The sequence below is a fragment of the Streptomyces sp. NPDC058051 genome (assembly GCF_042885475.1).
In the GTDB taxonomy this organism is placed as follows: Bacteria; Actinomycetota; Actinomycetes; order Streptomycetales; family Streptomycetaceae; genus Streptomyces.
In genome coordinates, this window is the sequence record NZ_JBHVRW010000005.1 from 115,933 (window position 1) to 141,841 (window position 25,909).

Consider the following 25,909-nt stretch of genomic DNA (forward strand, 5'->3'; position numbering starts at 1 on the left):
CCACCTACCGTCTTCACCACGTACGACGTCGCGTCCGACCGGAACGGAGGAAGCCCATGGCTGTCGACTACGCGGTGATCATCGTGTATCTGGCCGGCATGCTCGCCATGGGCTGGTGGGGCATGCGCCGGTGTGCTGCTGCTCCTGCTTCCCATCGCGGTGATCAAGGCGGGCGGCTTCAGCGAGATGAAGGCCAAGCTGCCCACCGAGTACTTCGACCCGCTGGGCATCGGCGGCGAGACGATCTTCACGTACGTGCTGATCTACACCTTCGGCATGCTGATCGGCCAGGACATCTGGCAGCGCGTGTTCACCGCGAAGAGCGACCGGACGGCGCGCTGGGGTGGCACGGTCGCCGGTACGTACTGTCTCGTGTACGCGATCGCCGGTGCCGTCATCGGGACCGCCGCCAAGGTCATGTACCCGAAGCTGCCCAGCGCGGACGCCGCGTTCGCGACCATCGTCAAGGACGAACTGCCCGTCGGCGTACGCGGGCTGGTCCTGGCCGCCGCGCTGGCCGCGGTGATGTCCACCTCCTCCGGCGCGCTGATCGCCTGCGCCACCGTCGCCAACAACGACATCTGGTCCCGGCTGCGGGGCGCCGTGTCGCGCGGCGGGGGCGGGGAGCACGACGAGGTCAAGGGCAACCGGGCCTTCATCCTCCTCATGGGCATCGCTGTCATCGCCATCTCCATCGCGCTCAACAACGTGGTCGAGGCCCTGACCGTCGCGTACAACCTGCTCGTCGGCGGTCTGCTGGTGCCGATCCTCGGCGGTCTGCTGTGGCGCCGCGGCACGGCCGCCGGAGCGCTGGCCGCGGTGTCGGTGGGCGGCCTCGCCGTGATCGGCCTGATGGCGGGCTACGGCATCCTCGCCAACGAACCCGTCTACTACGGACTGCTCGCCTCGCTCGCGGTGTATGTCGTCGTCTCCCTGGCGACGAAGCCGACCGACCCGGCGGTGCTCAGCGCCTGGCGCGAGCGACTGGCGGGGAAGGGCGGTGACGGCGCCGAGGCGTCCGCCCCGGAACCGATCGCCACCTGAGGCGCGTGCCGGAGGCCCGGGACGGGCTCGATCCAGCCCCGACCGCCCTCCGGTACCGCACCCGCAAGGCGCGTGCCGGAGGCCCGGAACCGGTCGCCGCACCACGCGCGTGCCGGAGGCGCGCCATCGGCTCGATCCCGACCCGGCCGCCCTCCGGCCCGCACACTCGAATATCGTACGAACGCCCACAAAGCGTGCACCATCCCGCGTCACCCGCATCGCAACAAGAAAGGCACCCGCCATGAGCAGCAACGAAACGCCGCGCGGTCCCGTCGACTCCTCCCGCGTCCCGCGGTACGCCGGACCCGCGACGTTCGCCCGGCTGCCCCGCCTCGACGAGGTCGGCAGCGCCGATGTCGCCGTCGTCGGCGTGCCCTTCGACACAGGGGTCTCCTACCGCCCCGGTGCCCGCTTCGGCGGCAACGCGATCCGTGAGGCGTCGCGCCTGCTCCGCCCGTACAACCCGGCGCAGGACGCCTCGCCGTTCGCCCTGGCGCAGGTCGCCGACGCCGGTGACATCGCCGCGAACCCGTTCAACATCAACGAGGCCGTCGAGACGATCGAGGCCGCGGCCGACGACCTCCTGGCCACCGGCGCGCGCCTGATGACGCTCGGCGGCGACCACACCATCGCGCTGCCGCTGCTGCGTTCCGTCGCGAAGAAGCACGGCCCGGTCGCGCTGCTCCACTTCGACGCCCACCTCGACACCTGGGACACCTACTTCGGCGCCGAGTACACCCACGGCACCCCCTTCCGCCGGGCTGTCGAGGAGGGCATCCTCGACACCTCCGCGCTCTCCCACGTCGGCACCCGCGGCCCGCTGTACGGCAAGCAGGACCTCGACGACGACGCGAAGATGGGCTTCGGCATCGTCACCTCCGCCGACGTCATGCGGCGCGGTGTCGACGAGGTCACCGACCAGCTGCGCCAGCGCATCGGCGACCGGCCCCTCTACGTCTCCATCGACATCGACGTCCTGGACCCGGCGCACGCCCCCGGCACCGGCACCCCCGAGGCCGGCGGCCTGACCTCCCGCGAACTCCTGGAGATCGTCCGCGGACTGTCCTCCTGCAACCTGGTCTCCGCCGACCTGGTCGAGGTCGCCCCCGCGTACGACCACGCCGAGATCACCTCCGTCGCCGCCTCCCACACGGCGTACGAACTGACGACGGTCATGTCCCGCCAGATCGCCGAGGCCCGCGCGAAGTGAGCCACGACCACCACGACGAGCGCCCGCGGCTCACCCCCGAGCAGGTTGCCGCCGCGCTGGCGCCCCCGGCCGGACGCAACGGCGGCGACCTCGTCGTCGAAACCCTCCAGGGCCTCGGCGCGACCACCGTCTTCGGCCTGCCGGGCCAGCACGCCCTGGGCATGTTCGACGCGCTGCGCCGCTCCTCCCTGACGTACGTCGGCCTGCGCGTCGAGAACAACGCGGGTTTCGCCGCGGACGCGTACGGCCGGATCACCGGCGAAGTCGCCCCGCTGCTGCTCTCCACCGGGCCGGGGGCCCTCACCTCCCTCGCCGCACTCCAGGAGGCGGCTGCGGCCTCCGCGCCGGTGCTGGCCGTCTCCAGTCAGATCCCGAGCGCGGGCCTGGGCGGCGGACGCCACGGCTACCTGCACGAACTCAGGGACCAGAAGGCGTCGTTCCGCGACATCGTGAAGTCGGTGCACACCGTCCGTGCGGCCTCCCAGATCCCGTCGGCGATCGCCGACGCCTGGCAGTCCGCGCTGACCGCCCCGCACGGCCCGGTCTGGGTCGAGATCCCGCAGGACGTGCTCCTCGCCGAGACCACCCTGCCCGTCGTCACGGCGATGGACGCCACCCCGCGCGAGCTGCACGCCCGCCCGGAACTGACCGCCGTGGCCGCCGACCTGCTGTCGAAGGCGGCACGCCCGGCGATCATCGCGGGCGGCGGAGTCGTACGGTCCGACGCGTCCGGCAAGCTGCTCGCGCTCGCGGAGAAGATCGACGCACCGGTCGTCACCACCTTCGGCGGCAAGGGCGCCTTCCCGTGGGAGCACCCGCTCTCGCTCCAGTCCTGGCTGGAGGACCGCCACACGACGGACTTCCTGGAGTCCGCCGACGTCCTGCTGGTCGTCGGCTCCGGACTCGGTGAACTCTCCTCGAACTACTACACGTTCGCCCCGCGCGGCCGGGTCATCCAGATCGAGGCCGACGCCGGGAAGCTGGAGTCCAACCACCCCGCGCTCGGCATCCACGCCGACGCCCGCGAGGCCCTCGCGGACCTCCTCGACGCGGTCGAACGCCGTGCGGACCCGTCGGCACCGGACCGGGTCCGTACGGTCCTCGAAGCGGTGCGGACACGGATCGCCGACCAGGACCTCACCCTGGAGCAGCAGGTCGTCGCCTCCGTCCGCCGGGCGCTGCCCGACACGTCCCCCAGCTTCTGGGACATGACGATCCTCGCCTACTGGGCCTGGTCCGCCTTCGACGCCCGCCACCCGAACACGATGCACTCGGCGCAGGGCGCGGGCGGCCTCGGCTACGGCTTCCCGGCCGCCCTCGGCGCTGCGGCGGCCGACCGCACGAAGCCGGTCCTGGCGGTCTCCGGCGACGGCGGCGCGATGTACTCGCTCGCGGAACTGGCCACGGCCCGCCAGTACGACCTGCCGGTCACCTGGCTGATCGTCGACGACGGCGGCTACGGCATCCTGCGCGAATACATGACGGACGCCTTCGGCGAGACCACGGCGACGGAACTCTCCCGCCCCGACTTCGTCGCCCTCGCCGAGTCCTTCGGCGTCCCGGCGGTCCGCACGACCCCCGAGGCGCTCGCCGACGACCTGGCGAAGTCCCTCGCGGAACCGGGCCCTTCGGTGGTCGTGCTCCCGGCCCTGCTGAGGATGTTCGAGCCGACGCACCTGTAGGACGGCCGACCGCCCGCGCACCCCCCAGCGGGGACGCGGGCGGTTCAGCCTCCGGCAGCCGCCTTCCCGAGCTTCCCGAGGGCCTCCAGCCCCGCCTCCCGGCCCCGGAGGAAATCCTTCTGCTGATCCGCGTTCAGGACGGCGGGCAGATCCCTGGTCGACGGCATCAGATCCGGGATCGAGCGGAAGACGGCGCCCGCCACGGGGCCGTGGCCCCGCAGCCGCGCCCAGTACAAGGACTTGCCGACCGTGTGGAGCGGCACGGTCATCTCCGTACGGGGCTTTCTCGCCGCCCTCTGCCGCGTGTCCTCGCGCCCCAGCGCGCGGAAGCCGATGTCGGCCAGCCGCTGCAACACCTCCAGGGCGGCGTACAACTGCCCGCACAGATGGGCGTCGGTCGGCGGCTCCTCCGGCATGGTCCCTCCTCGTGGCTCCGGCGGACGCCGATCCGCCCGCGCGGCAGCCGTCCCCGTGGCGGAGACGATCCCTACCCGGCCCGCGCGGCCGTGGAACACCCGCCTGCGGCATACAACCTTTCCGGCCGTCGGAAGTCATCGCTTACGGGTGTGCCGGGGGGCACGCCCTACGCATTCGGCCAGGGGGAAACGCCGTATGAATCAGCTCCGTACGTCCTGCCGCACATCTCGCCGCACATCCCGCCGCGCGCAGGGCGCGCTGTCTGTCGCGCTCGCCGCGGGCGTCCTCGCACCCGTGGCGCTCGGCGCCTCGCCGGCCGCCGCCGCGACGCCGACGGTGACCTGCACGTCCGGAAAGGCGGGGCTGGCCGCCGCGCTGACGAAGGACATCACCGCGGCGCTCAAGGGACGGAAGTCGACGACGGCCGTGACGCTCTACGACCGGAAGACGAAGACGAACTGCTCCCTGCGGGCCACGACGAAGTACGACTCGGCCAGTGTCGTGAAGGCGACCGTGCTGGCGACGCTGCTCTGGGACAACAAGAAGCACAACCGCTATCTCACCCAGCGCGAGATCAACCTCGCCACCGCCATGATCACCAAGTCCGACAACAACGCGACCACCAGTCTGTGGAAGCAGCTCGGGGTGACCAAGGTCAAGGCGTTCCTGAAGGCCGCCGGGATGACGCACACCGTGCCCGGCTCCGGCGGCTACTGGGGACTGACCCAGATCACCGCACAGGACGAGCTGCGACTGCTCACCCTGCTCACCGCCAAGAACTCCGTGCTCAGCGACAACTCACGGGCGTACGAACTCGGCCTGATGCGCAAGGTCGTCTCCTCCCAGCGCTGGGGCACGCCCGCCGGAGCGCCGTCCGGAGTGACCGTCCAGGTCAAGAACGGCTGGCTGCCGCGCGCCACCCACGGCTGGCGCGTGCACAGCATCGGCGCCTTCACCGGCCAGGGGCACGACTACGCGATCACCGTGCTCACCCAGGACAACAAGACGATGAACGACGGCATCAACACCATCCAGGCCGTCGCCCGCGCCGTGCACAAGGACCTCGCACCGGCCGCCGTCGCGAAGTCCGCCTTCGCGCCGCCCGCCGTCCCGCAGGAGGCGGTGCCCGCGGTGCCGGAGGCCCCGGCGGTACGGATGCTCACGGCGACGCCGCAGTCGTAGCCGGACACGGCCGACGGCCGGTACGGCCCCTTCGGACGGTCCGCCGGCCGGGCGCGTCCGTCGGCCGGAGGCGACCGTCGCCGGCAGGGCCCCTTCGGGCGGTGCGCTGCCGCTCACCCGAAGGGGCCGGTCGTAGGCAGAACGTCGTACCGGCCTCCGCCCAAGGGCCCGTCTTCTGTAACGGCGGGATGAAATCCACCGCCCGTCGCGTTGGTGCCTTCCGGTAGGCCAGGTCGAACGGGAGGCACCGGTGACGGACGCAGGGCACGCGGAGGGCGCGGCACGGGCCGCGGGCTGGGCCCGGCGGCTGAGCGGCTACGCATGGCGCTACCGGCGCAATGTGCTGCTGGCGCTCGGCTCCTCGCTCGCGGGCATGGCGGTGACGGCCGTCGTCCCGCTGATCACGAAGGTGATCATCGACGATGTCGTCGGCGACCACACGCGGTCCCTCGCCGTCTGGACCGGGCTCCTCGTCGTCGCCGCCGTGCTGGTGTACGCGACCACCTACATCCGCCGCTACTACGGCGGCCGGCTCGCCCTCGACGTACAGCACGACCTCCGCACCGAGATGTACGGCTCGATCACCCGCCTCGACGGGAAGCGGCAGGACGAGCTGTCCACCGGGCAGGTCGTCGGGCGCGCCACCAGCGACCTCCAGCTGATCCAGGGGCTCCTGTTCATGCTCCCGATGACCATCGGGAACGTGCTGCTCTTCCTCATCTCCCTGGTGATCATGGCGTGGCTCTCGCCGCTGCTCACCCTGGTCGCGATCGCCGTCGCCCCCGCCCTCTGGTACATCGCCCGCCGCTCCCGCGCGCGCCTCTTCCCCGCCACCTGGTACGCCCAGGGCCAGGCCGCCGCGGTCGCCGGAGTCGTCGACGGGGCCGTCTCCGGCGTCCGGGTCGTCAAAGGGTTCGGGCAGGAGGAGCAGGAGACCGGCAAGCTGCGCGAGGTCGGCCGCAGGCTCTTCGCCGGACGGCTGCGGACGGTGCGGCTGAACGCCCGCTACACCCCGGCCCTCCAGGCCGTCCCGGCGTTCGGCCAGGTCGCGATGCTGGCCCTCGGCGGCTGGCTCGCCACCCGGGGCGAGATCACCCTCGGCACGTTCGTCGCGTTCTCCACCTACCTCGCCCAGCTCGTCGGCCCGGTCCGGATGCTCGCCATGGTCCTGACCGTCGGACAGCAGGCGCGGGCCGGGGTCGAGCGCGTACTGGAACTGATCGACACCGAGCCGTCCATGCGGGACGGCACCAAGGAACTCCCGGCCGACGCCCCCGCGAGCGTCGAGTTCGACGACGTACGGTTCGGCTACGCCCCGCCCCGCTCCGACTCGGCCACCGACGACGACCCCGGAAGCGGAGCCTCGGACCGCCCCGTGCTGGACGGGTTCTCGCTGACCATCGAGCCCGGCGAGACCGTCGCCCTCGTCGGCGCCTCCGGCAGCGGCAAGTCCACCGTGTCGCTGCTGCTGCCGCGCTTCTACGACGTGTCCCACGGCGCCGTCCTGGTCGGCGGCCACGACGTGCGCGAACTGACCCAGCAGTCCCTGCGCGCCGCCATCGGCCTCGTACCGGAGGACAGCTTCCTGTTCTCCGACACCATCCGCGCCAACATCGCGTACGGACACCCGGACGCCACCCAGGAACAGATCGAGGAAGCGGCCAGGACCGCCCGGGCCGACCGGTTCATCGCCCAGCTCCCCGAGGGCTACGACACCAAGGTCGGCGAGCACGGACTCACCCTCTCCGGCGGCCAGCGCCAGCGCGTCGCCCTCGCACGCGCCATCCTCACCGACCCCCGGCTGCTCCTCCTCGACGACGCCACCTCCGCCGTCGACGCCCGCGTCGAGCACGAGATCCACGAGGCGCTGCGCCAGGTGATGGCCGGGCGGACGACCCTCCTGATCGCCCACCGCCGCTCCACCCTCGGCCTCGCCGACCGGATCGCCGTCCTGGAGCACGGCAGGCTCGCCGACATCGGTACGCACGAGGAGCTGGAGCGCCGCTGCGCGCTCTACCGGCGGCTGCTCACCGATCCGGACGAGCTGGGCGGCACCTCACCCGGACACCGGGCGCCGACCCCCGCGACCGACACCACCCCCGAGGACGACCGCGCGCTCCAGGAAGAACTGGACGCCGAGTTCGACGCCGAGCGCGGCATCAGCCCGCACCTGTGGATCCGCAAGGAGGAGCCGCGCGACACCGGGGCCGCCGGCATGCCCGCGACGCCCGAGCTGCTCGCCCAGGTCGAGGCGCTGCCACCGGCCACGGACACCCCCGACATCGACGAGGCGCTGGCCGTCCGCGCCGAGGAGTCGTACGGGCTGCGCAGGCTGCTGCGCGGCTTCGGGCTGCCGCTGCTGGTGAGCCTGGCACTGGTGGCGGTGGACGCGGGCGCGGGGCTGCTGCTGCCCGTACTGATCCGGCACGGCATCGACCAGGGCGTCACGCAGCTCGCGCTCGGTGCCGTCTGGGCGGCGTCCGCGCTGGGCCTGGTGGTCGTGCTCGTCCAGTGGGCGGCGCAGATCGGCGAGACGCGGATGACGGGCCGGACCGGCGAGCGGGTGCTGTACTCACTGCGGCTGAAGATCTTCGCGCAGCTCCAGCGGCTCGGCCTGGACTACTACGAACGGGAGCTGACCGGCCGCATCATGACCCGGATGACGACGGACGTGGACGCGCTGTCGACGTTCCTGCAGACGGGTCTCGTCACGGCCTTCGTCTCCGTCGTCACCTTCTTCGGCATCATGGTCGTGCTGCTGGTCCTGGACCTGCAGCTGGCCCTCGTCGTCTTCGCGACGCTTCCGGTGCTGGTCATCGGTACGTTCTTCTTCCGCCGCAAGAGCGTCAAGGCGTACGAGCTGGCCCGGGAACGCATCAGTGCCGTCAACGCCGACCTCCAGGAGTCCGTCTCCGGGCTGCGGATCGTGCAGGCGTTCCGCCGGGAGCGCGACGGCGCGGACCGGTACGCGCGGCGCAGCGACCACTACCGCGAGGCGCGGGTCCGCGGCCAGTGGCTGATCTCGGTCTACTTCCCGTTCGTGCAGCTGTTGTCCTCGGTGGCCGCGGCGGCCGTCCTGATCGTCGGCGCGGGCCGGGTCGACAACGGCACGCTCACCACCGGTGCGCTGGTCGCGTACCTCCTCTACATCGACCTGTTCTTCGCCCCGGTGCAGCAGCTCTCCCAGGTCTTCGACGGCTACCAGCAGGCCACCGTCTCCCTCGGGCGCATCCAGGAACTCCTGCGGGAGCCGACCTCCACCGGTGCCCCGGACGAACCGCTGGACGTGCTGTCGCTGCGCGGCGAGATCGCCTTCGAGGACGTGTCCTTCGCCTACGGGTCCGATGACGGCGCCGAGGAAGCCCTCAGCGGTGTCGACCTGCGGATCCCCGCAGGCCAGACGGTCGCTTTCGTCGGTGAGACCGGTGCGGGGAAGTCCACCCTGGTCAAGCTCGTCGCCCGGTTCTACGACCCGACGGGCGGCCGGGTCACGGCCGACGGCACCGATCTGCGCCACCTCGACCTCACCGCCTACCGGCACCGGCTCGGCGTCGTGCCGCAGGAGGCGTACCTCTTCGCCGGCACGGTCCGCGACGCCATCGCGTACGGGCGGCCCGAGGCCACCGACGCCGAGGTGGAGGCGGCGGCGCGGGCCGTGGGTGCCCACGACATGATCGCCACCCTGGACGGCGGCTACCTGCACGAGGTCGCCGAGCGGGGCCACAACCTCTCGGCCGGCCAGCGCCAGCTGATCGCGCTCGCCCGCGCCGAACTCGTCGACCCGGATGTCCTGCTGCTCGACGAGGCGACGGCCTCCCTCGACCTGGCCAGCGAGGCCCTGGTCAACCAGGCGACCGACCGACTCGCGGGGCGCCGCACCACGCTGGTCGTCGCCCACCGGCTGACCACCGCCGCCCGCGCCGACCGGGTCGTGGTGATGGACGGGGGCCGGGTCGTCGAGGACGGCACCCACGACGAACTCCTCGCCCGGGACGGGCACTACGCCGTGCTGTGGCGCACCTTCATAGGCGAGGACGAGCCGGCGGGGGTCTGAGGGCCGGGCCGGGCCGCCGGTTCGCGTCGGGGGAGCGAGGGCCGGGCCGCGGGTTCGCGCGGGGGAGTGCCAGGGTTTCGCGCGGGGGAGTGCGGAAGCCGGGCCCGGGCGCCGGTTCGCGTCGGGGGAGCGCGGAAGCCGGGCCCGGCCGCCGTTCACCGGCCGATGCCGGAGATCTTTCCGGTCCGCAGGTCCGACCGGACGGTCAGGTAGGTGTACGTGGGGTGCTTGCCTTTGCTCCAGGTGAGCCGCACCTTCGACCAGGTGTGGCCCGCACCGTTGTCGCCCGGGGTGACCCGGAGGGCGAGCGGGGTGTTCTGGGCGCGGAGCACACCGTCCGCGTGGTTCCGCTTCTCCCAGGCGTCCAGCTGGGTGCGCAGACGGGGTGTCAGATAGAAGGTTCTCAGGGCGGTGGCGAGCCTGCCGCCGTCCTCCGCCGTGACGGCGTCGATGTAGGCGCCGTAGAAGTGGCCGACCTTCTGGTACGCCGGGGCGCCGGCGGCACCGCGTACCGGCGGCGCGGCCACCGGGGCCCGGGGGGCCGCCACGGCGGCCGGGACCGCGGCGCCGGTCAGGAGGGCGGCGGCGAGCAGCGTCCGGCCGACGGCGCGCCGGCCGAGGGTCCTCTGCGGGTCGCGGAGTCGGAGCATGGCGGTACCTGCCTTTCATGTGGCTCTGTTCTGGTGGGGTCATGGTGGGGCGCCCGGGTTGCCTGTGAGCCGGAGCGCGCCGGACGCAACCTCCGGATGGGCTCCTGCGTCGTACGCATGTACGGGCATGTTGCGGGTAAGGGCGTGCGTGTTCGATCGGGTGATGGGGCTACTGGTGATCAGAAGGACCGGAGGGGCCGGAGAGGCCAGGGAGGCTGGAACAGTCGCGGAGGTCGGAGCGGCTGGAGCAGCCGAGGACACCGTTGCGGCAGGAGCGGCAGGAGCGGCAGGAGCGGCTGGAGCGGCTGGAGCGGCTGGAGCGGCTGGAGCGGCTGGAGCGGCTGGAAGGGGCAGGGCGGTCGGCGGGGGTGGCCGGGGGCGCCGCGCCTTTGCCTGGCTGTTCGTCCTGCCGCTGCTGGCCACCGCCGGTCTGGTGCTCGGCGGTGCCGCGCCGGGCAGCGCCGATGCCGCGACGCCCTGTACCGGGCGTCCCGGGAAGACGGTCACGTTCAAGACGGGCGAGCTGCGCGTCTACAAGAGCCGGTCCTACGCCTGCGCGGTCGCGGTCGCGAAGACTCCGGGCCCGCGACGCCGGATGTCCGTGACGATCCAGGCGCGCGGCGGCAGTCCCGTCGTCGACAGCGGCACGTACACCCAGCGGGCCGGCCCGGTGACGGTCCACGCGCTGAACCGGTGTGTCCGGGCCTCGGCCACGATCGCGGGCAGCTCCGGCTCCACGGGCTGGCTTCTCTGCTGACGGGCGCGACTCGCCGACACCGTAATCCAACGAGGTCTGGCGGCCCGGGTGTTGCCCCGCTAGGTTCACGACGTCTGTTGTGAATCAAGGGGAGGGTGCATGCGCAAGGCGCTCAGAGGGTTCCTGTCGCTCGCGGTGCTCATCGGCACGGTGAGTGCGACGGGCGCCTCGGCCGGGGCGGCCACCGCCGCGGAACCGACCGCGTTCCGGACCACGGCCGGCAGCGACAACGGCACGAGCACGGACATCAAGGACCGCATCCTGGCCATCCCGGGAATGAGTCTCGTCGAGGAGAAGCCGTACGCGGGCTACCGCTACTTCGTCCTCGAATACACCCAGCCGATCGATCACCGGCACCCGTCCAAGGGCACCTTCCAGCAGCGCATCACCCTGCTGCACAAGGACACGTCCCGCCCGACGGTCTTCTACACCGGCGGCTACAACGTCTCCACGAACCCCAGCCGTTCCGAGCCGACCCGGATCGTCGACGGCAACCAGGTCTCCCTGGAGTATCGGTTCTTCACCCCGTCCCGCCCGGAGCCCGCCGACTGGTCCAAGCTCGACATCTGGCAGGCCGCCAGCGACCAGCACCGCGTGTTCACCGCGCTGAAGCGGATCTACGGCAAGAACTGGCTGAGCACCGGAGGCTCCAAGGGCGGCATGACCGCGACGTACTTCGAGCGCTTCTACCCCGAGGACATGGACGGCGTCGTCGCGTACGTCGCCCCCAACGACGTGGTCGACAAGGAGGACTCGGCCTACGACCGGTTCTTCGAGAACGTCGGCACCAAGGAGTGCCGCGACCGGCTGAACGGCGTGCAGCGCGAGGCGCTGATCCGCCGCGAGCCGCTGGAGAAGAAGTTCTTGGAGTACGCCGCCGAGAACGGCTACACCTTCAACACCGTCGGCACGCTCGACAAGGCGTACGAAGCCGTCGTCATGGACTACGTCTGGGCGTTCTGGCAGTACAGCCTGCTGTCCGACTGCGACAGCATTCCGGCGGACGCCGAGAACGCCCCCGACCAGGCGATCTGGGACTCGATCGACGCGATCTCCGGCTTCGCCGCCTACGCCGACCAGGGCCTGGAGAGGTACACCCCGTACTACTACCAGGCGGGCACCCAGCTCGGCTCACCGGACATCCGGCAGCCCTGGCTCGGCAAGCTGAGCCGGTACGGATACCAGCCGCCGCGCACCTTCGTGCCGCGCTCCATCCCGATGAAGTTCCAGCCGTCGGTGATGCGCGACGTCGACAACTGGGTGCAGCACCACGCCCATCAGATGCTGTACGTGTACGGGCAGAACGACCCGTGGGGCGCGGAGCGCTTCCGGCTCGGGAAGGGCGCCCGTGACAGCTATGTCATGACCGTGGCCGGCGGCAACCACGGCTCCAACGTGGCCGGGCTCGCCGAGGACGACCAGGCGAAGGCCACCGCGGCCATCCTGCGCTGGGCGGGCGTCGCCCCGGCCGCCGTGCAGGACGACCCGGCGAAGGCGAAGCCGCTCGCGAAGTTCGACGAACGGCTCGACAAGCGGGACGTGGAGGACGAGCGCAGGCTGCGGCCGTAACCGGTTCCCGAACCGGGGAAGGGGCTGTGCGCCGGCACAGCCCCTTCCCGTGTCCGTGTCCCGAGGACGGAACCGGTGCCGCTCACGGCACCGGCTAGTACCTCAGCCCGTAACCGACCGGGTGCAGCACCTGCGCCGGATCGTCCGCGCGCTGCACCGGCACCGGCAACGTGCCCTTCGGCGCGGCACGGCCCGCGATCACGCGGACGGCGGCCCGCAGTTCGACATCGGTCCAGGAGTACGTGGCCAGGTGTGCCGCGAACCCGGTCCCGGACAACTGCGCGATGTCGTACGGATTGCGGATCGCGATCGTGACCACCGGGAGGCCGGTCGCCGCGAGGGCGCTCACCAGGGTGCGCTGCGAACTGGTCGCCGTGACGTTGTACGTCCCCACGATCACCGCGTCCTTGCCCTGGGCCGCTGCCACCGCCGCGTCGATCGCCGCCTTCGTGGGGGCGGTACCGGTGGACAACGCGGTGGCCGTGTAGCCCAGTTCACCGAAGGCGGCGGCCAGCGTGGTGGTCGGCGGTCCGGTGGTGCCGGACGGGGAGGCCGGATCGGCGCCGACCACGAGGAGGTTCCTGTGGGAGCGGCGGGAGAGCGGCAGCACGGCGCCGTCATTGGCGAGCAGGGTGGTGGTGCGTTCGGCGATCCGGTCGGCGGCGGCGAGATGGGCCCGCGTCCCGACGGTACGGTCCACTCCCGCGTGGGTGACGAACGGGTCGTCGAACAGCCCGAGCTTCGTCTTCAGCCGCAGGATCCGCAGGATCGATTCCTCGATCCTGGCCTCGCTGATCTCACCGCCCTTCACGGCCTCCACGACGGCGTTCCAGGAGACGTCGAGGTCCGGCGGGTTGAGCAGTTGGTCGACGCCCGCCTGGAGCGCGAGGACCGGCACACGCTCGTCGCCGTACTTGGTGCGTACGCCCTCCATGCCGAGCGAGTCGGTGACCACCACACCGTCGTAGCCGAGCTCCTCGCGCAGGATGCCGGTGAGGATCGGACGGGACAGCGTCGCGGGGTCCTCGGCCGGGTCCAGCGCCGGAACCACGATGTGCGCGGTCATGATCGAGTCGATGCCCGCCGCGATCGCGGCCCGGAACGGCGGCGCGTCCAGCTCGGCCCACTGCTCCCGGGTGTGGAGGATGACCGGCAGACCGGTGTGGCTGTCCGTGCTCGTGTCCCCGTGGCCCGGGAAGTGCTTGGCCGTCGAGGCGATCTTGCTGCTCTGATACCCCTTCACCTGCGCGGCGACCATTCCGGCCACGGACTGCGGATCGGAGCCGAAGGAGCGCACGCCGATCACCGGGTTGGCCGGGTTGACGTTGACGTCGGCGTCCGGGGCGTAGTTCTGGTTGATGCCGATCGCGGCCAGTTCCGCGCCCGCGATCTGCCCGGCCCGGCGGGCGTCGGAGGGCGAACCGCCCGCGCCCAGCGCCATCGCGCCCGGCATCAGGGTGGCGGGCTCGCCGACGCGGCAGACGATGCCGTGCTCCTGGTCGGTCGAGACGAGGAGCGGCAGCGGGGTCGGGCCGGCGAGACCGGCGCGCTGGATGCCGTTGGAGAGGTCGGCGATCTGGTGCGGGTCGCGGGTGTTGTGCGCCCAGGCGAAGTAGATGATCCCGCCGACGTGGTACTTGGCGATCATCTCGGCGGCCGTGCGGACCCCGATCTCGGCCAGGTTGGCGTCGATGTCGGCCTGGTCGGGCTCGGTGGCGGAGTGCCCGTACACCCGCATCACGAAGAGCTGCCCGACCTTCTCCTCCAGGCTCATCCGGGAGATGAGCCGCTTGAGGCGCGCGGTGGTGGCGGCTGAGGTGTGGGGTCCGCCGCTGTGCCCGTCGCTCGCGGACCTCGGGGCGGCGACGGCGCCGTGGGCGACGACGCCGCCCGTGACGGCGGCTGCGGCGGTGACGGCGGTGGCGGTGAGCAAGGTGCGTCTGGAGGTGCGGTGGTGCACGTGAGCTCCTTCGGCCGAACTCGGGGACGAGGGGTGGTGAAAGAAACTTCCAAGGAGCACGGATATCCAGAAAATAACTTCCGGTCAAGGTCTCTGGCCGTTTTGAGCCCGCCCGATGCCCGATGCCCGGGGCGGCAGGGGGTGAATCCGGGCAGGTCCGGCGAGGGGGCGCGGTGGCCCGGAACCACCTGCCGCACGCGCGAATGCGGCGGCCGGGAATCTCCTGCCGCACGCGGGGGATGTGACGGTCGGGAACCCCCTGCCGCACGCGGGGGTGCGGTGGCCGGGAGCCCCCTGCCGCACGCGGGGGTGCGGTGGCCGGGATTCCCTACCGCAGCCCCACCGCGGCCCCGTGCGCCTGGAGCGCGGACACCGCCGCCGTGATCGCGGGCCGCCGGGCCGCCTCCGTGCGCCACAGCGCGTACAGCCGGCGCACCGGTACGGGATCGAGCCGCACCGCCACCACCCCCGTCGGCAGCGGCCCCCGGCCCAGCCGTGGCATCATCGCCACCCCGAGACCGGCGGCGAGCAGGGCCAGTTGGGTGTGGTTCTCCTCCGCCTGGTGCCGGATGTCGGGGGCGTAACCCGCCGCGCGCAGCGTCCGCACGAGCCAGTCGTGGCAGACCGTCCCCGGCGGCTGGCAGATCCACCGTTCCTTCGCGAGTTCCTCGCGCCGCACCGTCTCCCGCCCGGCGAGCCGATGGCCCTCGGGCACCAGCAGATCGCACCGGTCGTCACCGATCACCGCCTGCGCCACGCCCTCCGGGGTGGGCAGCGGGGCGATGTCCCAGTCGTGCGCGACCGCCAGATCGATCACGCCCTTGGCCACCAGGTCGACCGAGAGATGCGGATCGACCTCGGTCAGCCGGACGTCCAGCGCGGGATGGTCCCGGTCCAGCCCGGCCAGTACGCCGGGCAGCAGCCCGCGCGCCGCGGAGGCGAACGCGCCGATCGACAGCCGCCCCGTGGGCAGCCCCCTGCGCTCCTCCAGCGTCGTCTCGGCGCGCTCCACGATCGCCAGCAACTGCTGGGCCGTTTCGGCCAGGTGGAGTGCCTCCTCGGTCAGCGCGACACCGCGCCCGCGGCGTTCGAGGAGCGTCGTGCGGGTCTCCCGCTCCAGCTTGGTGATCTGCTGCGAGACCGCCGACGGGGTGTAGCCGAGCGCGGCGGCAGCCGCCGCGACGGAACCGTGCACGGAGATGGCGTGCAGGGCCCGCAGCCGGGACAGATCGAGCACCGGAACCTCCCGCAGAGCGGCGCCTTCCTCCGAGCCGGGCCGAGCCGAGCCGAGCCGAGCCGGCCCGAGCTGAGCCGAGCCGGGCCGAGCCGGGTCGGGTCGATCCGGAAGGAAACACCTCACCATTCATTAGCAGCACTCAATTCAACCATGAAGAAATCCGTGCTGGTGCTACATGGTCACAGTGGACGATCCTCGGTGCATGCGTCCCCTCCACATAGCCCTGGCCGCCCTCGTGGCCGCCGTCTGGGGTGTCAACTTCGTCGTCATAGAGGTCGGCCTCGGGCACTTCCCGCCGCTCCTCTTCTCCGCCCTGCGCTTTCTGGTCGCCGCGCTGCCCGCGGTCTTCTTCGTCGGCCGGCCCAAGGTCGCGTGGAAGTGGATCCTGGGCGTCGGGCTCGTCCTCGGAGTGGCGAAGTTCGGACTGCTCTTCATCGGCATGGACCGCGGAATGCCCGCCGGTCTCTCCTCCCTCGTGCTCCAGGTCCAGGCGGTCTTCACCGCCCTCTTCGCGGCACTCGCGCTGGGTGAACGGCCCGGCAGGACCAGGGTGCTGGGGATGGGGATCGCCCTCGCGGGCATCGCCGTGGCCGCGGTCGACGAGGGCGCGGGCGGGCCGGTGCTCGCCTTCGTCCTGGTGATCGCGGCGGCGGCCTGCTGGGGTGTGTCCAACGTCCTGACCCGCAAGGCCGCGCCGCCGGACTCCCTCAACTTCATGGTCTGGGTCTCGACGGTGCCCGTGCTCCCGCTGCTCGGCCTCTCCCTCCTCTTCGAGGGCTGGGACCGCGACGCCGACGCGCTGGCGGCGCTCGACTGGAGCGGCGCCGGAATCATCGTCTACGTCGCCTGGATCACCACCGTCTTCGGATTCGGGGCCTGGGGCTTCCTGCTGCGCCATCACCAGGCCTCGACGGTGGCCCCGTTCACCCTGCTCGTCCCGGTCTTCGGGATGTCGTCGGCCGCGCTGCTGCTGGGCGAGCCGGTGAGCCCGCTGCGGTGGTGCGCGGCGGCGCTGCTGGTCGGCGGGGTGGCGCTGACGTCCCTGGCGGGGTCGCGCCGGCCCCGTCCCGCGACGGAGGAGACCGCGGAACCGCAGCCGGCGCCTGTCTGACCCGGCCGCCTACTCCTTCGGCGCGCCGAGCCGCAGCAGATGGTCCCGTCCCGCGCTCAGCAGCCCCGGCAGGTCGGCCGCGTGCGGGTGCCAGCGCTTCTCGTACTCCCAGCAGACCCAGCTGTCCGGGTCCAGGGTGTCCAGGCACGCCCCGAGCGGCAGCACCCCGGCGCCGAGGGGCAGCGGAGTGGTCTCGTCCGCCGACGCGATGTCCTTCACCTGTACGTAGCCCAGGTGCGGGGCGAGCACCGCATGGCTCGCGGCCGGCTCCTCGCCGGCCAGCCAGGTGTGCATGATGTCCCACAGCGCACCGATCTGGCGGTGCCCGACCGTCCCGACGACCCGGGCCACCGCGGCGCCCGCCCGGTGCGAGTCATGGGTTTCGAGCAGGATCCGTACGTCCAGGTCGGCGGCGTGCGGAGCGGCGGCGGCCAGTCGGCGTGCGGCCTGCGCGTCGGCCACGTCGGGATCCTGGTCGCCGCCGCCCGGGAAGACCCGGACGTTCTGTGCGCCCAGGTCGTGCGCCAGTCGCACCAGCCCGGCGAGCTCCTCCAGCACGGGCTCGTCGTCCCCCGCGGCCGCGACCCGGACGTATCCGGCGACGGTCAGGATCTCGACGCCGCCCTTCTTGAACTCCTCGACGACATCGGCTCGTTCGAGCGCCGAAAGACCCGGGTGCACCGGCTCCTCGGGGTGGGCGCGCAGCTCCACCCCCTGATAGCCGTGTTCCGTGGCGAGCCGGATGACCTCGGCCATCGGCATCCCCGGTACTCCGAGGGTCGAGAAAGCGAGCTTCACGTGCGGGTTCCTTCCATCGGTACCTGCCACCGCGCCGTACGCACCGGACAGCGGCCAGCGGCCAGCACATCATGGCCCCGCGCCCGACCGGTACCCCCGGCCGGAAGCGACGGGCCCGGCCGGCCCGTGCCCGTGCCTCGGACCGGAGCGGGACCGACCCCCGCGTCCCCGCCCGTCCGTGCGTGCGTCAGCCAGGGCTTGTGCCCCGTGCGTGCGTCAGCCAGGGCTTGTGCTCCGTCCGTGCGTCAGCCAGGGCTTGTGCCCCGCCCGCCCGTGCGTCAGTCGTGGTCCGCCGCGCACTCGGCGGAGAACTCGCAGAGCGCCGCCCGGTCCGAACGGCCCGTCTTGCTCAGCAGACTCGCCATGTGCTTCTCCACCGTGCGGGGCGAGATCGACAGCCTTCGGGCGATCTGCTGGTTCCCCGGCCGTTCCGCCAGGAGCACGAAGACCTCGTACTCGCGCGGCGTCACCCCGCTCGTCCGCAGCGGGGCCGGGATGCGGTCCCAACCGCCCCGGTGCTGCCCGACGCTCACCCCGGCCTGTCGCAGCTCGGCCCGGCAGGCCGAGGCGACCGCCTGGACCCCCGCCTCGTAGAAGTACTCCTCCGCCGTCCGCAGCCAGCTCACCGGCTCGCCCCACTTGTCGGCGAGTGCGGCACCGGCGACCAGCCGCAGCCCCAGATGGCGGGCGAGCGGAAACGCGGCGGCATCGGTGAAGGCGGCCCGGACCGACTGCGCCGCCCGGTCCGTCTCACCCTCCCTGCCCCGCAGGACGGCGTCGGTCAGCCGCAGGAACAGCTGGTTCCAGGCCAGGTCCGCCCCGGGGCTCGCCTGCACCGCGGCGAGTTCCGCCCGGCCGTCCTGCCCGTCGATGGTCCGCAGCAGCGGGCGCAGGCCGTAGCGCCCGCTCAGGTAGAAGAAACTGGGGTGATCGCGTTCCCAGGCCAGCGAGGCGTCCAGATCGGCCAGCGCCCGGCCGGGATCCTCCTCCAGCAGCGCCGCGAAGGCACGGCACAGCCCGAGTTGCAGCGGTACGAGCAGGGACTCCTCGCCGCCCGCCCGGCGGAACCGGACCAGGGCCCGGTCCAGGTCCCGTCTTCGCCCCCGGTGCGCCGCGAGCGTCGCCGAGGACAGCAGGAGGTAGCGATGCGCCCCCAGGTTGTGCGTCCGGGCGCTGGCGGCCACCGACCGCCCGATGATTTCCTCGGCGCCGTTCCACTCGCCGCGCATCACCGCGTTCATGGCGAGCAGCCCGTCCACGGTCTGGGTCGGCACCAGCGCGCCCAGCGACTGGGCCGCGGTCCGGGCCGTCTCCAGCCGGGTCGGATCACCGGTCCGCATGAACGTGTTGGCCCCGAGCCGGACCAGTGCCTCCACCCGCCACACCGGCAGCGCGTGCTGCTCGGCCACGGAGAGCATCCGTTCCAGACACGAGTCGGCCTCGTCGAAGCCGTCTTCCCGGGACAGCAGCGCCAGCAACTGCCAGGCCTGGCAGGCGACCACGGGAAGGCCCCGCTCCTCCCCGACGGCGGCGGCCCGCCGCGCCGCTTCCCGGGCGGCCGTCTGCTGCCCGGGGCGGGCCTGGCCGGGCAGCAGCGCCAAGTGGCCTTCCACCACGCTGAGCGCCGCCTCCTTCTCGGGGCGGGGGGCCGGACCGAGAACGTTCCGCGCGGCCCGGACCTGACCGGCCGCCTCGTCCGTACGCTCCGCCATCACGGCCGTCCAGGCGATCCGGACATGGGTGTCGCCGCGCTGTTCGGCGGCCTCGGAACGGGCCGGTACCGGGGGGAACTCCGCAGCCAGCGCCAGGGCCGTGTCGAGTTCACCCGCTTCGGCACGGGCGACCGCCAGCGATTCGGTGACGGCCCGCAGATCGGCCTCGTGGGCCAGCGAACGGGCCCGGTCCAGCAGGATGACGGCGGAACCCGACGCGCCCGCCGCGAGCATCCGTCGGCCGACGGCGGCGAACTGCCTGGCGGCGCCGTGCCTGTCGCCCCCGGCCATCTGTAAAGAGGCCATCAACTGGAGCTGCTCATCGCCGAGTTCGTGCGCCACCGCTTCCAGGGAGAGTGCCGCGCGGCGGGCCATCGAAGCCTGCTCGGCCGGGGCCAGCGAGGCCACCAGCGCTTCGGCGGTCAGCGCGTGCCGGAAGGTGTAGCGGTCGGAGTCCGCGCCGTCGGGGGCGATGATGCTCGCCTCGACGGCGGAGCGCAGGTGGCTGAAGAGCGTGCGGTCGTCCAGCCCGGTGACGGCCTGGAGCACGGTGACGGAGAACTGACTGCCCAGCGTGGCCGCGCACAGGAGGAGTTCGCGCACCGGAGCGTCGAACCGGTCCAGCCGTCGCGCCCAGCTGCGCACCACCCCGGTCGGCACGGCCGCGTCCGGGATCCCGTACGCCTGCCACCGGTCGTCGGTGCGCCGTAACTGGCCGGAGTCGAGCAGATCGGCGAGCAGTACCTCGACCAGGTACGGGTTGCCACCGGCCCGGCCGGCCAGCCGCTCGTGCGTGTTCTGCGGTATCTCGTCCGCGGTGGTCTCCAGACAGGAGGCGGCCATCTCCCGCACCTCCGCGTCCAGGAGCGGTGCCAGTTCGCGCACGGTCGCGACCTGCCGCTGTTCCGCGCCGCGCACCAGGTCGAGGGCGACGCCGGGATCCGGCCGCAGGGTGCCCAGCAGCAGCACCGGCAGCTCCGCCACGTTGTCGATGACGTACTCCACCACCGCGATCGTCTCGGTGTCGGAGTCGTGCAGGTCCTCCAGCAGGATCACGCACCCGTGCTCCTGCCCGAGCACCGACAGCAGCCGCAGCAGCGCCTCCGCCAGTTCGATGACCGTCTCCGGATAGCCGGGGGAGGAGCCCTCGCGCCACTCGGGTACCAGCCGGGCCAGCGCCGGACGGTACGGATGCAGCTCCGGGTCGGTGGGCGGTCCGGCCGCCCGGAACCGTGAGGACAGCGCCTCGATCAGCGGGCGGAACGGCACGACGACCCCGGTCGAGGTGGCCCTGCCGCGCAGCACCGGCATGCCGAGCGCGTACGCCCGGTACGCGCACTCACCGACCAGCCGGGACTTGCCGATGCCTGCGTCCCCGACGAAGAAAACCGCACGCCCTGAACGTCGCGAGGCGTCGTTCAGGGCGTTGCTCAGCAGGTTGATCTCTGCGGATCTCCCGACAATCACCGACGAAGTGGCACGCATGGTCGCAGGCTACTGGAGCCGTAACCGTCCGGCGAGTACGTCAAACCGCTTGATCTGACGTGCAATTGAGTCAGAACGGCACAGTCATTGTGGTGAACGGCAGGTCGAGCGAGAAGCCGGTCTCACCCTCCGAGACCTTGAGCAGTCTGCTGCGCAGTCCGAGGCCGCCCTGGGCACCGAACGCGATCTGTCCGGCGGGGTGTTCGGTGGCGCTGTCGTCGAGGAACTCGGTGATGTGGAAGGTCGACGCGTCGTTGGTCTGCATGGTCCCTGCCTCTTCTTGTGAGTGTGTGTCCGACTGGTGGGTGCGATGTTCCGACAGGTGCGCGTGTTCGGTCATGTGCGTGGAGCGTCTGGTCGCGGTGCGGGGTGGCGCGGAGTGGCGCGGGGTGGGGCGGTGCGGAGTGGTGCGGGGTGGGGCGGTGCGGAGTGGTGCGGGGTGGGGCGGTGCGGAGTGGTGCGGGGTGGGGCGGTGCGGAGTGGTGCGGGGTGGGGCGGTGCGGGGTGGGGCGGTGCGGGGTGGGCACAGGCTGTGTGCCACGCGCGCCGATCCCGGGCTACGGGCGCGAGTCCTGGGCTAAGGGGCCGGCTGTTCCGGCTGGTTCGGCGAGCAGCAGCAGCGACGGCACCCGGTCGGGGAAACCGGCCCGCAGCAACCCGTGACCGATCCCCGCGAGCCCGGTCAGCAACCCCGGATGCGGCACCTGGCCGGGTGTCCCGCAGCGCGGACCGGCCCGGTCGGTCGCCGCCAGCAGGGATCCCGCCCGCTCCACCCACCGGGTACGGGCGCTCGGCGTCTCTCCCAGCCGCAGGAGTTCGAGCACCCCCAGCTCGCCGTGGCACAGGCTGTCGTCGAGCGGCGGGTCCGCCCGTGCGATGTCCGCCACCGTCTCGTGCGCCCAGGCTGTCAGCAGCGGATCGGACTGCGCGGCGGGGCTGTCCAGCACGGCCAGGGCGACGCCCGTCCGGCCCCGGCACCAGGAGGCGCCGGAGTCCACGGCGGCAGTGGCGGACCGCAGCGCCGCGAGCCCCGAGGCGCGGTACGGTTCGCCGCCGCCCGCCTCCGCGAACCGCAGCAGCGCCCAGCCGATCCCGGCGGCCCCGTCGGCGAATCCCGCACGGTCCGGCAGCGGCGCCTCGCGCAGCAGCCCGGCGCAGTGCTCCGCGCCGCGCCACACGTCGGCCCGCCCGGTGGCCCGGTATCCGGCGAGCAGGCTGACCAGCCCGCCCGCCGTGCCGCCGCGCACCCCGTACTCGTTCTCCGCGGCAGCCGCCGCACGGGTCAACCGCAGGGCCGGGACGACCAGTTCGCGCAGGTGCGGGTCATCCAGTGTGCCGGCGATCTGCCCCAGCGCGTAGGCGATGCCGCCGAGTCCGGCGAACGCGCCGGATCCCACCGGGCCGAGATCGTCCGGTCGGGCGTGCAACGAGTCCAGCAGTGCGGCGAGGGGCGCCAGCGCGTCCCGGGCCGCCGCGGCGTAACGGTCCGCGCCGGTGAGCGCGGCGAGTTGGGCGAGGAAGTGCGCCGTCCCCGTGTAGCCGCCCGCCAGGTCGGCGGCCATCGGCCCCAGCCGCCAGTAGCGTTCGCCGAGCAGTTCCAGCCCGATCCAGTTCAGCCTGGTGGGCCCGGAGTACGCCTGGGACACCAGCTCGTCGCCGACCGACCGGGCCGCCGCGAGCAGGTGCTCCGGCTCCGGGGCGGTCGCCGCCGTACGGACGCGTCGCGGTCCGGAACCGCACGCGTGGGCGGGCTCGCGGGAGAGGGTCACCATCGCGGCCCGGATCAGCCGTTCCTGGTCCTGACAGCCCACCGTGTCCATGGCGGACAGCTTCTCGCGGACCCGGGACAGCCCCGGCCGGGTGAGCGCCGACGACAGCGGCCCGCCCACCGTGCCCCACAGGTCGGTGCTCTCCGGGAGGGTGGTGAACAGCGGCACGTCCCCCGACCACAACTGGGCGATTTCCTCGTCCAGCAGGCCCGGCAGCGCGGCGGGAGCGAGCACGTCGGTGCCCAGCAGGGCCAGCACCTTGTGCCGTTCGCCCGCTTCCTTCATCAGATCCGGATGCGTGGATTCGTCGAGGAGCGTCGTGTAGACCCAGGTCGGGCGGGCCACCACCCGGACCTCGTCCCGCGCGAACTGATCCAACAGCCCACCCGGGTGCAGGAGTTCCGACCGTGCCTTGCTGATCGCGGTGTACCCGGCACGGAATCCCGCGCACAGCGACCGGGTGAAGGCGGACGGATCGGCCGGAGTCCCGGTCAGGCGGGGCCGGTTGGCCGACTCGCCGAATCGGGCCGGCCGCCGCACCAGCCGCATCCGGTCCGTGCCCGCGTCGGCCCAGTCGGCGGTGCGCACCGGGGAGGGCGCGGCCTGTCCGCCGCCGATCCCGGACATGTCGAGCGCCGTCTCGTCCCCGACCAGCAACTGCGGCAGCAGCCCCACCCGGTACACCGAGTCGTGCAGCGCGCGGGCCGCCGGATCGTCCGACTCCGCGGCGGGCAGCGGCGGATGGAACAGCGTCTCGACGTCGACGAGCACCGGGTGCTCCCCGTCGGCGATCAGGTTCTCGTAGTGCAGGTCGGTCCCGTCCAGTACGTGCAGCAGGGCCAGCAGCGCCCCTTGGCGCCGGTAGAAGGACTCGACCTGGCGGGCCGAGCGGCAGGGCCGTTCCGCGGCGAACTCCACCCAGCCGTAGGCCCCCCGGTCCAGCACGCCGAGCAGGCGGAGTCCGGGCGCGCCGGGCAGTGCGTTGAACCAGCGGACGAGGTCGTTGAAGTGCCGGTGCGCGGCGAGCGGTCGCGGCTTGTAGACCAGCCGGGAGCCGTCCTCGAACCGGAGCAGCATCACGGTCCGCCCGCCCCGGTGGCCGTCCCCGGCGCCGGGCTCGACCCCCACCAGCCGGCCGCGCCGTCCACCGGTCCCCGAACCGTCCGGCAGCACCGGCTGGTCGGCGGCGAACCGGTCCAGCATCTCGGCGAGTGCCCCGGCGGCGTCGAGGGCGGCCCGCGCCAGGATGCGGGCCAGTACGGGGTACGCGGTGAACAACGCGGCCAGCCCGTCCCGGGAACCGGTCAGCCGCACGAAGTCCGCGAACCGGTCCTCGGGGCTCTTCCCGGCGAGCCGTTCCGCCTTCCGGGCCTCGTGCAGTGCCAGGACCAGGGTGCGGGCGGCGAGGCGGGCGAGCCGTCCGGCCAGGTGCCGCTCGAAGCAACTCCGTACGGCGGCCAGGTCGGCGAGCGCGGGCAGTCCGTCCGGCAGCCCGTCCAGCACGCGTTGCGCCGCACGGACCGTGAACGGGGCGAGGACGCACTCGAAGCCGCGCAGCCCCGCAAGGGTGTCCCCGTCATCGGCCACCGCCTCCTCGGGGGCGGCGGAGACCACCTCCTGGACGAACACCGCCCAGTCCGGCGCACGGTCGGGGAGCGGTTCACCCGCGGTCAGCGCCGGCCGCCACCACGGACTGTCCGGCCGGGCGGTGCCGGGCGCCCCCGGCAGCGCTGCCTCCGGCCGGCCGGTGGTCGTTCCGGCGGGCTGGTCCGCAGCCGCCGAAGAGTGTGTCGTGGGGGAGACGCGCAGCCGTCCGCCGTCCCTCGGTTCGTCCACCGTCATCGCCCCTCCTCGGTCCGGCGCCGGGCTCACCGGTCCGCCGCACCCCATACTCCCGGCGCGGCGCCCGGCGGACATGGGGGCATCGCCCCCATCTTTCTGCCGCCGCACGCATCCGGGGGGCGGTGCCTGCCCCCGCGTACGCGCGTACGGCCGGATGTCCCCGTCACCCGCGGGGAGCCACCGCCCCCGGATGCGTACCCCGGGAAGTCACACCAGGAAGGTCACCCCCAGGAGAGTCACCCCCAGGGACTGCCCAGGGAAGTCACCCCCGGGGGAGTCCCCAGGAAGTCACCCCTGGGGGCTCTGTCCTCGCGGCGGTGCCGTGGATCCCCGCACCATCAGCTCCGCCGCGATCGTCGCGATGCCACCCGGGGGCGGGGTCTCCTTGCCCATCGCCAGCCGGCCCGCCCGCGCGCCCGCCTCGAACAGCGGAAGCCGTACGGTCGTCAGGGCGGGGACCGCGTCCACCGAGAACGGCAGATCGTCGAAGCCCGCCACCGAGATGTCCTCCGGGATGCGCAGACCGCGGTCCCGGACCGCCGCGCAGGCGCCCAGCGCCACCGTGTCGTTGGCGGCCACGATCGCCGTCACTCCGGTTTCCCGGCGCAGGAGTTCGAGCGTGGCCTCGTAGCCGGAGCGGCGGTCGTAGGGGCCGTGGACGGTCAGGTGCTCCTCGTCGTACACGTCCTCCCGCCCCTTCGCGCCGCTCCCGTCGTCGAAGAGCCCCGCGGCCCGCATCGCGGCGAGGTGGCCCTCAAGGCGGTGGCGGGTCGTCGTCCGCTCCAACGGACCCGCGACATAGCCGATCCGCCGGTGGCCGAGCGAGAGCAGATGTTCGGTGAGGCGTCGCCCGCCGCCCCGGTTGTCGAAGGCGAGCGACGCCACGACCGCCTCGCTGCCCGGCAGCGGGGGACGCCCGCACAGCACCACCCGGGTGCCCGCGTCCGCGAGTTTCGTCAGCTTGGCGGAGACCGCCGCCCGGTGCGCCGGGTCCTCCACGGCGCCTCCGGTCAGGATGACGGCCGCGGCGCGCTGGCGCTGGAGCAGGGTGAGGTAGGTGAGTTCGCGCTCGGGGGAGCCGCCCGTGTTGCAGACGACGGCGAGCTTCTCGCCGCCCGCCCGGCCGGAACCGTCCCCGGGCCCGCCGATCTCGGTCTGCGCCGCCCCCGCCATGATCCCGAAGAACGGGTCGGCGATGTCGTTGACCAGGATGCCGACCAGGTCGGACGTGGCCGCCGCCAGGGAACTCGCGGGCCCGTTGAGCACATAGTCCAGGTCGTCCACCGCGCGCAGCACCCGCTCACGCGTGGACGCGGCCACCGGGTAGTTGCCGTTCAGCACGCGGGAGACGGTGGCCGGGGACACCCGGGCGCGGGCCGCCACATCCGCCAGGGTGACTGTCATCGCTTCCCTCCGAGGAGTGACGAGGA

General features: G+C 72.7%; 16 protein-coding genes and 1 pseudogene. 8 read left to right on the forward strand and 9 right to left on the reverse strand.

The window, feature by feature from the left end; translation table 11 throughout:
• Positions 1-129 precede the first annotated feature (129 nt).
• The 3 genes and pseudogenes from ACFVUT_RS10605 to ACFVUT_RS10615 form a co-directional block, all read left to right on the forward strand.
• Positions 130-1,044, forward strand: a pseudogene (locus ACFVUT_RS10605) (sodium:solute symporter); the annotation flags it as partial.
• Positions 1,045-1,285: 241 nt separating this feature from the next.
• On the forward strand, positions 1,286-2,254 hold the full coding sequence (gene speB, locus ACFVUT_RS10610) for an agmatinase (protein WP_389645112.1): 969 nt from the start codon (positions 1,286-1,288) through the stop codon (positions 2,252-2,254).
• Positions 2,251-3,936 carry a thiamine pyrophosphate-binding protein gene (locus tag ACFVUT_RS10615; protein ID WP_389645114.1) on the forward strand — a complete coding sequence of 562 codons (1,686 nt, stop codon included), beginning with the start codon at positions 2,251-2,253 and terminating at the stop codon, positions 3,934-3,936. Before speB ends, ACFVUT_RS10615 begins: the two co-directional genes overlap by 4 nt.
• Before the next feature lie 44 nt (positions 3,937-3,980).
• On the opposite strand, the gene ACFVUT_RS10620 is transcribed toward ACFVUT_RS10615, so the two are convergent.
• Entirely contained in the window at positions 3,981-4,352 is a 372-nt protein-coding gene (locus ACFVUT_RS10620; RefSeq protein ID WP_389645117.1) for a hypothetical protein, read from the reverse strand.
• A 196-nt stretch (positions 4,353-4,548) separates the two neighbouring features.
• On the opposite strand from ACFVUT_RS10620, the gene ACFVUT_RS10625 reads away from it, so the two are divergent.
• Positions 4,549-5,535, forward strand: a complete 987-nt coding sequence (locus ACFVUT_RS10625) for a serine hydrolase (RefSeq protein WP_389645120.1) — start codon at positions 4,549-4,551, stop codon at positions 5,533-5,535.
• 250 nt (positions 5,536-5,785) lie between these two features.
• On the forward strand, positions 5,786-9,589 hold the full coding sequence (locus ACFVUT_RS10630) for an ABC transporter ATP-binding protein (RefSeq protein ID WP_389645124.1): 3,804 nt from the start codon (positions 5,786-5,788) through the stop codon (positions 9,587-9,589).
• A 155-nt stretch (positions 9,590-9,744) separates the two neighbouring features.
• Here ACFVUT_RS10630 and ACFVUT_RS10635 read toward each other — a convergent pair whose 3' ends face one another.
• Positions 9,745-10,239, reverse strand: a complete 495-nt coding sequence (locus ACFVUT_RS10635) for a hypothetical protein (protein WP_389645127.1) — start codon at positions 10,237-10,239, stop codon at positions 9,745-9,747.
• 175 nt (positions 10,240-10,414) lie between these two features.
• On the opposite strand from ACFVUT_RS10635, the gene ACFVUT_RS10640 reads away from it, so the two are divergent.
• Together ACFVUT_RS10640 and ACFVUT_RS10645 are read left to right on the forward strand one after the other, a co-directional pair.
• Positions 10,415-10,996, forward strand: a complete 582-nt coding sequence (locus ACFVUT_RS10640; protein WP_389645130.1) for a hypothetical protein — start codon at positions 10,415-10,417, stop codon at positions 10,994-10,996.
• Positions 10,997-11,095: 99 nt separating this feature from the next.
• A complete protein-coding gene (locus ACFVUT_RS10645; protein WP_389645133.1) occupies positions 11,096-12,565 on the forward strand; it encodes a S28 family serine protease in 1,470 nt (489 codons plus the stop codon).
• A gap of 94 nt (positions 12,566-12,659) precedes the next feature.
• Here ACFVUT_RS10645 and ACFVUT_RS10650 read toward each other — a convergent pair whose 3' ends face one another.
• Complete coding sequence (locus tag ACFVUT_RS10650) at positions 12,660-14,525, reverse strand: glycoside hydrolase family 3 protein (RefSeq protein WP_389645136.1); 1,866 nt, start codon at positions 14,523-14,525, stop codon at positions 12,660-12,662.
• A 328-nt stretch (positions 14,526-14,853) separates the two neighbouring features.
• Complete coding sequence (locus ACFVUT_RS10655; RefSeq protein WP_389645139.1) at positions 14,854-15,762, reverse strand: LysR substrate-binding domain-containing protein; 909 nt, start codon at positions 15,760-15,762, stop codon at positions 14,854-14,856.
• Between the two features lie 202 nt (positions 15,763-15,964).
• Here ACFVUT_RS10655 and ACFVUT_RS10660 point away from each other — a divergent pair, with 202 nt between their 5' ends.
• Positions 15,965-16,873, forward strand: a complete 909-nt coding sequence (locus ACFVUT_RS10660) for an EamA family transporter (protein WP_389645142.1) — start codon at positions 15,965-15,967, stop codon at positions 16,871-16,873.
• Positions 16,874-16,882: 9 nt separating this feature from the next.
• On the opposite strand, the gene ACFVUT_RS10665 is transcribed toward ACFVUT_RS10660, so the two are convergent.
• The 5 genes from ACFVUT_RS10665 to ACFVUT_RS10685 form a co-directional block, all read right to left on the reverse strand.
• Positions 16,883-17,671 carry a sugar phosphate isomerase/epimerase family protein gene (locus ACFVUT_RS10665; RefSeq protein ID WP_389645145.1) on the reverse strand — a complete coding sequence of 263 codons (789 nt, stop codon included), beginning with the start codon at positions 17,669-17,671 and terminating at the stop codon, positions 16,883-16,885.
• A 278-nt stretch (positions 17,672-17,949) separates the two neighbouring features.
• Positions 17,950-20,868 (reverse strand): AAA family ATPase, encoded by a 2,919-nt coding sequence (locus ACFVUT_RS10670; protein ID WP_389645148.1) that lies wholly within the window; start codon positions 20,866-20,868, stop codon positions 17,950-17,952.
• A gap of 70 nt (positions 20,869-20,938) precedes the next feature.
• Positions 20,939-21,133, reverse strand: a complete 195-nt coding sequence (locus tag ACFVUT_RS10675) for a hypothetical protein (protein WP_389645151.1) — start codon at positions 21,131-21,133, stop codon at positions 20,939-20,941.
• Positions 21,134-21,425: 292 nt separating this feature from the next.
• On the reverse strand, positions 21,426-24,479 hold the full coding sequence (locus ACFVUT_RS10680; RefSeq protein ID WP_389645154.1) for a type 2 lanthipeptide synthetase LanM family protein: 3,054 nt from the start codon (positions 24,477-24,479) through the stop codon (positions 21,426-21,428).
• Positions 24,480-24,767: 288 nt separating this feature from the next.
• Positions 24,768-25,883, reverse strand: coding sequence for a LacI family DNA-binding transcriptional regulator (locus ACFVUT_RS10685; RefSeq protein WP_389645157.1), 1,116 nt, complete (start codon positions 25,881-25,883; stop codon positions 24,768-24,770).
• Positions 25,884-25,909 lie beyond the last annotated feature (26 nt).

Bases quoted from the DNA above. Each gene is read 5' to 3' on its own strand.
- speB (WP_389645112.1), top strand. From the start codon at position 1,286: ATGAGCAGCAACGAAACGCCGCGCGGTCCCGTCGACTCCTCCCGCGTC.
- ACFVUT_RS10620 (WP_389645117.1), bottom strand. From the start codon at position 4,352: ATGCCGGAGGAGCCGCCGACCGACGCCCATCTGTGCGGGCAGTTGTAC.
- ACFVUT_RS10625 (WP_389645120.1), top strand. From the start codon at position 4,549: ATGAATCAGCTCCGTACGTCCTGCCGCACATCTCGCCGCACATCCCGC.
- ACFVUT_RS10635 (WP_389645127.1), bottom strand. From the start codon at position 10,239: ATGCTCCGACTCCGCGACCCGCAGAGGACCCTCGGCCGGCGCGCCGTC.
- ACFVUT_RS10645 (WP_389645133.1), top strand. From the start codon at position 11,096: ATGCGCAAGGCGCTCAGAGGGTTCCTGTCGCTCGCGGTGCTCATCGGC.
- ACFVUT_RS10660 (WP_389645142.1), top strand. From the start codon at position 15,965: ATGCGTCCCCTCCACATAGCCCTGGCCGCCCTCGTGGCCGCCGTCTGG.
- ACFVUT_RS10670 (WP_389645148.1), bottom strand. From the start codon at position 20,868: ATGCGTGCCACTTCGTCGGTGATTGTCGGGAGATCCGCAGAGATCAAC.
- ACFVUT_RS10675 (WP_389645151.1), bottom strand. From the start codon at position 21,133: ATGCAGACCAACGACGCGTCGACCTTCCACATCACCGAGTTCCTCGAC.
- ACFVUT_RS10680 (WP_389645154.1), bottom strand. From the start codon at position 24,479: ATGACGGTGGACGAACCGAGGGACGGCGGACGGCTGCGCGTCTCCCCC.
- ACFVUT_RS10685 (WP_389645157.1), bottom strand. From the start codon at position 25,883: ATGACAGTCACCCTGGCGGATGTGGCGGCCCGCGCCCGGGTGTCCCCG.